Raw genomic sequence first — 10,784 nt, 5'->3', positions numbered from 1 at the left:
TTTATTAGTGAAAGATAACGGAAAAGGATTTGATACGACCGAGAAAAAAGAACATGCTTTCGGATTGATCGGCATGAAAGAACGAGTCGATCTGCTGGAAGGAACGATGAACATTCGCTCGCAAATCGGCGTCGGTACGACTATTTTTATTCAAATTCCGCTCAATATGTAGAAGCAACTGGAATAAGGAAAGGGAGGAACGAACGATGAAAACGCGCATCGTCATTATTGATGACCATCGACTATTTCGCGAAGGAGTCAAGCGGATTTTGCAATTTGAAGAACAATTTGAAGTAGTAGCAGAAGGGGCGGATGGCAGCGAGGCACTCGCACTCGTTGAAAAATACCGCCCGGATATTGTCATTATGGATATTAATATGCCGCATACGAACGGAGTGGAAGCAACGCGCCAGTTGATTGATACGTATCCTAATACGAAAGTCGTCGTTCTCTCGATCCATGATGACGAAAATTATGTGATGCACTCGTTAAAAAGTGGCGCCTCTGGATATTTATTGAAAGATATGGATGCGGATACGTTAGTCGAAGCGGTAAAAGTGGTGGCCGATGGCGGTTCGTATTTGCATCCGCGCGTGACGCATAATTTAATTAAAGAATATCGGCGCATCGCTTCCGGTGGAAGCGAAAAAGAAGAGCCGGCGAAGCGTGAAGTATGTTTGCCGTTGCACTTATTAACGCGCCGCGAATGTGAAGTGCTGCAGCTATTAGCGGACGGCAAAAGCAACCGCGGCATCGGAGAAGCGTTGTTTATTAGTGAGAAGACGGTGAAAAACCACGTCAGCAACATTTTGCAAAAACTAAACGTCAGCGACCGGACGCAGGCAGTTGTTGTGGCGATTAAAAACGGCTGGGTCGAAGTGCGTTAACGAAGGTTGTCGAATGATTCGACGGCCTTTTTTAATGCAATTTGCCATATTTTCCGCTACAATATAATGAAGAAATACTATGGGACGAGGAAGGTACGAACGATGAAAACAGCGATTGTGACGGATAGTACGGCATATATTCCGAAAGAAGTGCGTGAATCGTTGCATATTCATATGATTCCGTTAAGTGTGACGTTTGGCAACGAAACATACCGAGAAGAAGTCGATCTCAACGCCGAGCAGTTTTTCGCAGAAGTGAGGCAGCATAAACATCTCCCGACGACATCGCAGCCGTCGACCGGCGCATTCGTCGAGCTGTTTGAGTCGTTACGGAACGAATACGATGCCATCATTAGCATCCATTTATCGAGCGGCATTAGCGGCACGTATCAAGGGGCCGTGACGGCGGGAACGATGGTAGACATTCCCGTCTATCCGTACGATTCAGAAATTAGCTGCATGGCGCAAGGATTTTACGTCATCGAAGCCGCTCAGATGGCGCTTGATGGAAAACGCCCGGAAGCCATTATTGCTCGGTTAGAGGAAATGAAACAATCGCTGCGCGCGTATTTTATGGTCGATGATTTAATCCATTTGCAACGCGGCGGGCGCTTAAGCGGAGCGCAAGCGTTCATCGGCAGCCTCTTGCAAGTCAAGCCGTTATTGCATTTTGAAAACAAAGTGATCGTGCCGTTTGAAAAAGTGCGCACGCGCAAAAAAGCGATGAAACGAATCGAAGAGTTGCTCGCGGAAGACGTAGCACTCGGCATTCCGCTAAGAGCAGCGATCATTCACGCGAACCGCCGAAAGGAAGCGGAAGCGTGGAAACAAGAATTGTCTGCGCTGTACCCGAACGTCGATTTTACGATCAGCTATTTCGGTCCGGTCATCGGCACGCATTTAGGCGAAGGGGCGTTAGGGATGACGTGGTATCGGCCATAATGAGCCATCGTCTTTAGGCGTGAAGCTTTTTTCACTATTTTTGGCATTGCTGCCTAGCTTCGCTCCGTAACGCTTGGCGGGGCTAGGCATTAAAACGGAGGGATACAATGCGTTTTGTGTATGACGGAGGGAAATGGCGGCCGCAACCGCTTTGGCGAGGCGGTGAAAGCGAAGCGATCCCCGTAAGCCGCGTTCACGAGCTGCCTATTTATGACCAAGACCCCCACTTTCCTTTTTCTGCTGAATTGCTTGCTTTTCTTGATGGAAAGCAACTTCTTCTCGATGAACTTCCATTTCCGCTCGAACAAATTCAAGCGCATTATGAACATGGGTATTTATCGTATCAAAAAGGCATCGTTCAGACCGATCAAGGGTACCGTTGTATGCGGTGTGGCAACGACAAGCCGCATTTATTTGCCGCCTTTTTTTGCGCCCGTTGCGAAACGGTATGCACATATTGCCGGAAATGCATTACGATGGGGCGAGTGAGCGAATGCACACTGCTCGTCGTCTGTACCGTTCCGTCCGAACGCTCCGTTTACCGTCAGCCGCTTGCGTGGACGGGGACGCTTTCACCAGCGCAACAACAGGCGTCTGAAGCGGTCGTTCGGGCGATCGAGCATAGCACGGAGCTGCTTGTTTGGGCGGTATGCGGCGCAGGAAAAACAGAATTGCTGTTTCCTGGCATTAACCGAGCGCTAGAATTAGGCAAGCGCGTTTGCCTTGCCACGCCAAGAACGGATGTCGTGCTCGAATTAGCGCCGCGCCTAAAACGAGCATTTCCATCGGTCCCGACGATCGCTTTATACAGCGGTAGCGAAGAACGGAATAAGCAAGCGTCGCTCGTCATCGCCACTACTCATCAGCTGTTGCGATTTTACCGCGCGTTTGATGTCATGATTATTGATGAAGTCGATGCGTTTCCGTATTCGGCCGAGCCGATGCTTGCATATGCGGCGGAAAAAGCGCGCACGGAAACGTCCACTCTCCTCTATTTAACCGCTACTCCCTCAGAAAACTGGCAGCGAGAAATCAAGCAGAACAAACGAGCCGCTGTCACGATCCCCGCGCGTTACCACGGCTATCCGCTTCCGGTTCCTTCGTTCGAATGGTGCGGCAATTGGCGCAAAAAAGTGAAACGAGGCACGTTGCCAAGCAATGTACTCACCTGGGTAGAGCGACGGTTGAGCGAAGGGAAACAAGCGTTTTTGTTTGTGCCGCACGTTGAATTAGTAGAGCGAGTGGCGGCGATGTTACAAACGTTGGATGGGCGCATTGCAGGCGTGCATGCGGAAGATAAAGCGCGCAAAGAAAAAGTGCAATCGTTTCGCGAAGGGAACATTCCGCTTTTAGTGACGACGACCATTTTAGAGCGAGGGGTGACCGTTCCGAATATCGATGTCGCAGTGCTTGGGGCAGAAGATGATGTATTTACGGAAGGAGCGCTCGTGCAAATCGCTGGAAGAGTGGGGCGCAGCGCCCAATATCCGAGCGGGGACGTTCGTTTTTTTCACTTCGGAAAAACGAGAGCGATGGTGAAGGCGAAGCGGCATATTATGCGCATGAATCGTGAAGCGGAAGAAAGGGGGCTGTTGCGGCGATGAACGTCTATTGTTTGCTTTGCCAGCAACGGTACGTGCCGAAGCTAGGTTGGAGCGATTTTTTAACGGTGAAGCAAGCGGACGTATTGTGCGATGTGTGCCGTCGTTCGTTTTCGCTGCTTGATGGCGAACGGTGCTGCCATTGCGATCGGCCGTTTTCGCTAGTAGCGGATTCGTACCGCCACGGCGAGTTATGCACCGACTGCCTTCGCTGGCAACAAGCCGACGAGTGGTGCGATGTATTGACGAAAAATCGGTCGGTTTATGTATACGATGAGTGGATGAAAGACGTTGTGACGCGCTGGAAATTTCGCGGCGATTACGCGCTTGTCGAAGCGTTTCGCGCTGATTTTTGCCGCGAATTTTTCCGCCACTTTTCATCGGACGTCGTTCTCGTTCCGATTCCGTTGAGCCGTGAGCGTTTGTACGAACGCGGGTTTAATCAAGCAAGGGCGCTTGCGGAGTTGCTATCTCTTCCGATCGCGGACGTGCTTGAGCGCATCGATTCCGAAAAGCAGTCGCAAAAAACGCGGCTGGAGCGGCTGCGGACGGTACAGTTTCGTTTGCGTACGGGGGAGTGGCGGTGCGACCAATGTGTTCTCGTTGACGATCTTTACACGACCGGTTCGACGGTTTATCACGCCGCGCGTCTATTGAAGCAAGCTGGGATGCGCGATGTGTCTTCTTTTACGCTCGCCCGTGCCTAATGGACGTTCGATGGGAACAATCTCCCATTCAAAACCGTTGGTGATTGGTCGATATAAAAAATAGAACGATGTAGAACGGAGATGGTGCCAATGGAAATACGGGGATATGGGCAACCGCAGCCGTGGCCAACGCCAACCGCAACATTCGCGTTAAAAGCAGGGGAAGTATACGAAGCGGTAGTGAAAGAAAAGGTGAGCGACAGCGAAGCGATCGTTCAGTTGCGCGGCGTCGATGTTCGGTTTCGCTTTGAAGGAGATGTACCGTCAGTTGGGCGTCTATCGGTGCAAATTACCGGACAACAAGGGGAAATTGTCGAAGGAAGGGTTGTCATTACGCAGTCAACGATAGCGCCTCCTTCTTTTGAAACGTCTGAATTGCGTCAAGCGGCACAACTCGTCACCGCAAAGCAACTGCCGCTGACAGCGGAGCTGCTTGCGTCGTTGCGGACGTTTTTAACGGAAGGAACGGGAACGGTCGAGCAAAAGCTCGAAACGATTCAAGTGACCGCAAGTAAAAAGCTCGAGATGACGGTGGCGCAGTTGAAAGCGGTGCATGAGGCGTTGCACGGGCGTCCGCTCAGTGCGTCGCTAAGCGAAATCGTTCAGGCGATCGATGCGAATTTTTCTTTTACTCCAATGACTGAGGAGCGCTCGATGTCTTTGGCGGAATTGCGCATACAAGTGCAACACGAACCGAATATCGATCGTGTCATGGAACAACTGAAACAATATGCGGAAGAAAATGGCGATAAATCGCTCGCAAACGCGGTACAGGAAGCGGTTCGTTTCAAAGAAAGCGGTAACGAGCCGCTCGCGCGCAGCCGCGTGTTGCAAGCGCTGATGGCAGCGGAACGGAAAGAATCGCCAATCAATGAACAAGCCCCAGCAAGCGAAGCGCTCCGCCTTGTGCGTCGGCAAGTGGAACGAGAGCCGATTGTAGCCAAAGCGCTTTCGATTGCCAAAGGAAATGAAACCGTGCGCCAAGTGCTCGGGGAAGCGTTCGCTGAAGTGGAGGAGTTGTATCGTTCAGGCCAGCCGTTATCGGCAAAAACGCGACTGCTACAGGCGTTAGCGGAAGCGGAAAATAAAGAGGTGAGTCGGAACGGGGAAGAAAAGCCAACGCTCTCTCTTCAACAGGCGGTCGCAGAAGCGAAGCAAATTGTTCGCGCTGCCCGTAACGTCGAAGAGGCGGTGCAGCAAATAAAGACAACGATCTTGCCGTCCGTTCGCGAGGCGGACGTAAACGCGTTAACAGCTGCGCTTTCCCGCGTGGAACAAACCGTCCAGCAAGCGAAAGAGCAGCTGTTGCAAGCGGTGCAGATGTCACAGCAGCAATCAGCTACTGAGGAGGCGAGCATTGCGCAAAACGTTCAGCGACAACAAGCCATCGTTTCTCGCTTGCAACAAGGAACGCTTTCGCTTTCGGATGCGATCGATCAGCTTTATCCGCTAGTGGAAAATCCGACCGTTTTACAGCAACTCAAACAGGCGCTTCACGTCCAGCAAGAACAGCTTTCAACGGCGCTTTCCGAATTAGACGGACAAGTTCGTCCCGCATCTTTCATCGTTGCGCAAGCGATGAAAGTGGTGCAGCGGGAAGCGAATATCCAATCGGTGTTGAAAACGATTCAAACGGAAACGATTCCGGCGCTTCATCGTCATTCCGATGCCCAACAAATGATTACAGCGGCGGTTGCGACAGCGAAACAGCTCGCGGAAGATGGGCGGGAAATGGCGGCGCGACAAACATTGTTACACGCCTTGCAACAGGTCGAACAAACGCTGCCAACTTCCGCACCTGCTGTCGAGTGGCAAGCGGCGTTTCAACTTCCGACGAAAGATATTATCGTGCAAACCGTAACGAAGCGCATGGCGGAAGCAACGCATCATTTCCAACAAGTAAAGCGTGATATGATGCGCAACTTAAGTGCAACGGACTTGCTCATTAGTCAATACCAACAAGCCGCTAGGCCGCAAGCGAAGCAGCTACTAGAGACGACGATTAAACAGCTTGACCAAACGATTTTAAAAAGCGATGTGATGTTATTTGCTGATATGTCGTTAGAAAAAAAGCTGCTACAAGCAAGCTCGCAGCTTGCGGAAGCGAAAAAGCTTTTAGAAAAAGGGCAAATAAGCGATGCGCAAAAAATTGCGAAAGAAGTAAAAAACGTGCTCGAACAATTGCAATTTAAACCGGCGGATACGAAAGTAAAACATTTTATCGCAGCCGATAAACAAGAAACGCCAGAACAAGCGCTGCTTTCGGAATGGAACAAAATCGTCCAGCCGGAGTCGTCTGCCCGTCATGTATTTGACACGATTCGCCGGATGGGGTTAACGTACGAGGCTGACATGGCGAACGCGCTCGTATTAGGAGAAGCAAAGCGAGAAGAGGCGGAAGCATCGTTAAAAGGATGGTTAACGAAATTGGCGCAGACCGGTAACGAAGCGGTTGCGAAACAAGCGGAGCAAGCGGTGACTCATTTAACCGGCCAGCAGCTACTAAACAAAGGCGACCAAGGCAGTGCGATGCAGACGCTCTTTTTTGCGCTTCCGCTTTTATTGCAAAAAGAAGTAAAAGACGTCAAAGTGTACGTCAATGCGCGAAATGACGGCAAGCGAATTGATTGGGAAAACTGCAGCTTGTACTTTTTGTTGGAAACGAACAAACTTGGTGATGTCGGCGTGCTGTTGAGTGCGAACGAACGGACGTTGTCGGTAACATTTCGCAACAACCGCGAAGATTTTGCCGAAAAAATGCGCCCGCTCGTCGAGGCGGCAAAAGAAAAATTGGAAGCGATCGGCTATCGCATCGGCAACGTCCAGTTTACGACGTTTGTCGAACGAGAGAAAACAGCGACGGAGCCGGTGCAAAAGCGGGCGACATGGACGGAGAAAGGATATGATTTCACGATATGATGTATTTTAATCAAAAGCGAAAAAAGGAAGTGAACGGGCCAGCAGCGGCGGTTATTCGTTACGAGCAAGGCGATAAAGCACCAACGGTCGTCGCTCATGGGCGCGGCTACGTGGCAGAGAAAATTATTGCATTGGCGAAAGAACATAACGTGCCGATGGAACAGGACGTTTCCCTTGTTCAACATTTGCTTGATCTTGACCTTGGGGATAGCGTTCCGCCGCAGCTGTATGCGGTCATTGCCGAAATTTTAATTTTAATTGAAAAAATGGAACGAAACTATTAAACAATGGAAAAAATGTGACGATAAATAAAGTAGGGAAATGGCGAAAAAGGGGAGTGGGTGTGTGGAATTCCTCACCGAAGAAGCGGTATATAAAAAGACGCCGCAGCAATTGACCGCACTGCTTTATGAAGGATTGCTCGAAAGCTTGGAAGAAGCGATTGCAAGCACAAAGCAAGGCGACTATGTCCGCGCAAACAAGCGGCTGCAAAAAGCAAACGACATTTTACGCCGCCTTGGTGTTGGGTTAAAATATGATGCTGGCATTGTCGCCCACCAGCTCGATGCGCTTTACAATTATATGGCGGAACGGCTTATTGACGCAAACGTAAAAAAAGATGTCGGGATGATGCAGGAAGTGTTGACAATTGCTAACGAAATCGCCCGCGCGTGGAACGAAGCGATGAAAAAAGAACCAAAGCCAGTGCAAAAAGCGTTTATGCAAAAAGCAGCGGCGTACGAGAAGTTTGTGACGACGTACGAACAATAAGAGAAAAGGAGCGAACGATTCGATGAGAATTAACCACAATATTCAAGCGCTAAACGCTTACCGCAACTTAGCGACGAACCAACTGAACGCGTCGAAAAACTTAGAAAAACTTTCATCCGGCTTGCGCATTAACCGTGCGGCAGACGACGCTGCAGGTTTGGCGATCTCCGAAAAAATGCGCTCGCAAATTCGCGGGCTACAAATGGCGGAACGCAACGCCCTAGACGCGATCTCATTGATTCAAACGGCGGAGGGAGCGCTGAACGAAGTACACAGCATCCTTCAGCGCATGAGAGAACTGGCGGTGCAGGCTTCTAACGACACTCTTGAGCCTAGTGACCGCGCGGCCATTCAGGCGGAAGTGGATCAACTTACAAAAGAAATCGACCGTATTGCCGATACAACCCAGTTTAACCAAAAACTTTTATTTAGTGGCTCACCAAAAGGAAAAGCGTTTGCGGAAGTGAATTCTTCAAAAGTGAGCTATGCAGGAAATGGAACGTGGGAAGGTGTTGTAACGGCTGCTCCGACAGAGCCAGCTGAAGTTGTTTTAGATATCGCGGCGGCTCTTGGCGCGGAATCCCAAGCTAATATTGATGGTAAAACATTTACTATCAATGGTAAAGTTTATGAGATTGATGTAACAAACCTCGCAACGCCGAATGGTTTGTCGAATACAGGAAATATTGCGGTCAATGTAACGTGGACTGACTCTCCAACTACTGATGCTGATAAAATGACAAATGTGAATAATTTACTATCGGCACTAAAAACAGCTATCGAAGCAAGAGACTCTCAAACATTTGGTACTAATATACAGAAAATTGACGTGACAGATCCAGATGTTTCTACTGACGGATCAGCATTAACGAACGGACGTTTAATTTTAAAAACTGTAAATAATATGTCCCCGAAAGATGCGTCGACAATTTCTGTATCAACATCCTTTTCATCTAATGTAACATACTTAGATCCTGTAGACTTAACGACTCCTGTAACAACGTTGAAGGCTAAAGACCAAGCGCTAGCTTCTGAGTCATTTACAATCACGTTTGCTGAACCACCGAAAAATGGCGATACACTAAAGATTGATAATTTAACAATTACATTTAGCGATTCTACTGCTAGCAACTATACATGGGCGGGCACACAAGGCACAGCAACAATTAATGTAAGTGGAAAAGATGTATTTCAAGTATTACAAGACATCAAGCAAGTACTTTCTGATGCAAAAGCAGATACAACTAACAATCCGGTTGGGGCATTGAGCTCGCATACAGTAGTAGGAAGTTCTCTTGTTCTTTCGACTGACCGCACAGATGATGGCGGTGCCTTTGGTTCGGCAAATGGTCTTGAAATTCAAATTGTCGATAGTGATTTTGAGGCTAATAAAGGGAAGGAATTAACGCTCGAAATGCAAATTGGAGCAAACGAATCCGAAACACTTGGATTTACTTTAGGGGTTATGGACGCGGCGAGTTTAGGATTAGCTCGCGCGGCTGACCATACAACCATTCTTACCGTTGGCGTAAACGCTGAAGCAGGAATCGATGTTTCTTCTTCTGCTCAAGTTGCTCGTGCAGCGATTTCAGTTATTGACGAAGCGATCCGCAAAGTGTCCGAAGAGCGAGGCAAACTCGGTGCTTACCAAAACCGCCTCGAGCATACCATCAATAACTTAAAAACAGCGAATGAAAACTTAACATCATCTGAATCCCGTATCCGCGATACAGATATGGCGATGGAGATGACGGAGTTTACGAAGAACAATATTTTAAACCAAGCGGCACAGGCGATGCTTGCGCAGTCAAACCAGCTGCCGCAAGGAATTTTGCAATTGTTAAAAAGCTAATGTTTTTTCACAGGGTTAGGTCAAAGCGACCTCGCCCTTTTTTTGTAGATGTGCGATAATGATCGTAACGAGGTGATCTTCATGGAAGTGCAAAAAGTGACGAAGGCGAATGCCACAAACGTCAGCCGAAAAGAAGAAAAACCGACCGAATCGGTTTCGTTTACCGAAGTGATGGCGAAAAAGCGAAACGATATCGTCTTTGAGCGCATCCAACAACAAGTCAAAGAAATCGAAGCGCAAGGAAAAAAATTAGCGGAATCACAAACAATCGAAGATTTGAAAAAATATAAAAAACTCGTCAAACAATTTCTCGATGACGCCGTCAAAAATGGCTTGCAGCTGGAGGAGCAGCGCGGCTTTAGCCGCGGTGGGCGCACGAGAATTTATAAAATCGTCAAAGAAGTCGATAAAAAACTAATTGATTTAACGAACGCCGTACTGCAAAAAGAACAAAAAGGTCTCGATTTATTAGGACTTATTGGAGAAATCCAAGGATTGATTATTAACATTTATACGTAAAGAAGGGGAGCAAAATGGCACAATTAGATAACTGCCCAAAATGCGGCCGTCTGTTTGTCAAAAACCAATTTCGCGATATATGCGAAATATGCTATAAGGAAGAAGAAAAATTGTTCGAAAAAGTGTATAACTTTTTACGAAAGCGGGAAAATCGTACAGCGACGCTTGCGCAAGTCGTCGCTGCCACCGAAGTGGACGAAACGCTCATCATCAAATGGATTAAAAAAGGCCGGCTTCAGCTCGTTCAATTTCCGAACCTTGGCTATCCTTGTGACAAGTGCGGCAAGATTATTCGCGAAGGGCGGCTTTGTTTGGAGTGCAACCAAGGACTTCAGCAACAGCTACAAAAACTCGAAGAAGAAAAACAACGGCAAATTGACAACCAGCGGATGACGTATTACACAAAAAAAGACGAAAACTAAACATTACAGCCTTTTTGCCGATATAAAAAATAGATACGTTTGCGCGTACAACTGAAGAAAGCGAGGTCAACAACCCAATGACTAAAGTCATGGGCTTGTAAGCCCCATGTTGACCAGACCAAGGCTTGAAACAGAGCCTACGTTATAGATGTCATGACACGGTG

The 10,784-nt window shown here is 48.4% G+C and carries 11 protein-coding genes; all 11 read left to right on the top strand.

Going from position 1 to position 10,784, the window contains the following annotated elements:
• The coding region (locus M4I42_RS15285) for a sensor histidine kinase (RefSeq protein WP_328284631.1) at positions 1–172 on the top strand (172 nt) is incomplete at its 5' end.
• A gap of 34 nt (positions 173–206) precedes the next feature.
• The gene (locus tag M4I42_RS15280) at positions 207–887 is read left to right on the top strand and encodes a response regulator (RefSeq protein ID WP_268852945.1); all 681 of its coding nucleotides are present in this window, start codon (positions 207–209) and stop codon (positions 885–887) included.
• A 102-nt stretch (positions 888–989) separates the two neighbouring features.
• On the top strand, positions 990–1,829 hold the full coding sequence (locus M4I42_RS15275) for a DegV family protein (RefSeq protein WP_268852944.1): 840 nt from the start codon (positions 990–992) through the stop codon (positions 1,827–1,829).
• A 107-nt stretch (positions 1,830–1,936) separates the two neighbouring features.
• Positions 1,937–3,433: a DEAD/DEAH box helicase gene (locus M4I42_RS15270; protein ID WP_268852943.1), complete on the top strand. Its 1,497-nt coding sequence runs from the start codon at positions 1,937–1,939 to the stop codon at positions 3,431–3,433.
• On the top strand, positions 3,430–4,137 hold the full coding sequence (locus M4I42_RS15265; RefSeq protein WP_268852942.1) for a ComF family protein: 708 nt from the start codon (positions 3,430–3,432) through the stop codon (positions 4,135–4,137). Before M4I42_RS15270 ends, M4I42_RS15265 begins: the two co-directional genes overlap by 4 nt.
• Before the next feature lie 90 nt (positions 4,138–4,227).
• Positions 4,228–7,056, top strand: a complete 2,829-nt coding sequence (locus M4I42_RS15260) for a hypothetical protein (RefSeq protein ID WP_268852941.1) — start codon at positions 4,228–4,230, stop codon at positions 7,054–7,056.
• On the top strand, positions 7,053–7,340 hold the full coding sequence (locus M4I42_RS15255) for an EscU/YscU/HrcU family type III secretion system export apparatus switch protein (protein WP_268852940.1): 288 nt from the start codon (positions 7,053–7,055) through the stop codon (positions 7,338–7,340). The genes M4I42_RS15260 and M4I42_RS15255 overlap by 4 nt, the downstream gene beginning before the upstream one ends.
• A 61-nt stretch (positions 7,341–7,401) precedes the next feature.
• On the top strand, positions 7,402–7,827 hold the full coding sequence (gene fliS / locus M4I42_RS15250) for a flagellar export chaperone FliS (RefSeq protein WP_268852939.1): 426 nt from the start codon (positions 7,402–7,404) through the stop codon (positions 7,825–7,827).
• Between the two features lie 22 nt (positions 7,828–7,849).
• Complete coding sequence (locus M4I42_RS15245; protein WP_268852938.1) at positions 7,850–9,679, top strand: flagellin N-terminal helical domain-containing protein; 1,830 nt, start codon at positions 7,850–7,852, stop codon at positions 9,677–9,679.
• A gap of 81 nt (positions 9,680–9,760) precedes the next feature.
• Positions 9,761–10,198 carry a YaaR family protein gene (locus tag M4I42_RS15240; protein ID WP_268852937.1) on the top strand — a complete coding sequence of 146 codons (438 nt, stop codon included), beginning with the start codon at positions 9,761–9,763 and terminating at the stop codon, positions 10,196–10,198.
• A gap of 14 nt (positions 10,199–10,212) precedes the next feature.
• A complete protein-coding gene (locus M4I42_RS15235; RefSeq protein ID WP_268852936.1) occupies positions 10,213–10,620 on the top strand; it encodes a TIGR03826 family flagellar region protein in 408 nt (135 codons plus the stop codon).
• Positions 10,621–10,784: the final 164 nt, after the last annotated feature.

The sequence above is a fragment of the Anoxybacillus sp. J5B_2022 genome, assembly GCF_026847645.1.
Classification (GTDB): domain Bacteria; phylum Bacillota; class Bacilli; order Bacillales; family Anoxybacillaceae; genus Anoxybacteroides.
The sequence above is the reverse complement of the archived record's forward strand: the minus strand, read 5'-3'. Positions and strand labels throughout refer to the sequence as shown.

Coding starts and splice junctions, on each gene's coding strand:
- M4I42_RS15280 (WP_268852945.1), top strand. CDS start 207: ATGAAAACGCGCATCGTCATTATTGATGACCATCGACTATTTCGCGAA.
- M4I42_RS15275 (WP_268852944.1), top strand. CDS start 990: ATGAAAACAGCGATTGTGACGGATAGTACGGCATATATTCCGAAAGAA.
- M4I42_RS15270 (WP_268852943.1), top strand. CDS start 1,937: ATGCGTTTTGTGTATGACGGAGGGAAATGGCGGCCGCAACCGCTTTGG.
- M4I42_RS15265 (WP_268852942.1), top strand. CDS start 3,430: ATGAACGTCTATTGTTTGCTTTGCCAGCAACGGTACGTGCCGAAGCTA.
- M4I42_RS15260 (WP_268852941.1), top strand. CDS start 4,228: ATGGAAATACGGGGATATGGGCAACCGCAGCCGTGGCCAACGCCAACC.
- M4I42_RS15255 (WP_268852940.1), top strand. CDS start 7,053: ATGATGTATTTTAATCAAAAGCGAAAAAAGGAAGTGAACGGGCCAGCA.
- M4I42_RS15245 (WP_268852938.1), top strand. CDS start 7,850: ATGAGAATTAACCACAATATTCAAGCGCTAAACGCTTACCGCAACTTA.
- M4I42_RS15240 (WP_268852937.1), top strand. CDS start 9,761: ATGGAAGTGCAAAAAGTGACGAAGGCGAATGCCACAAACGTCAGCCGA.
- M4I42_RS15235 (WP_268852936.1), top strand. CDS start 10,213: ATGGCACAATTAGATAACTGCCCAAAATGCGGCCGTCTGTTTGTCAAA.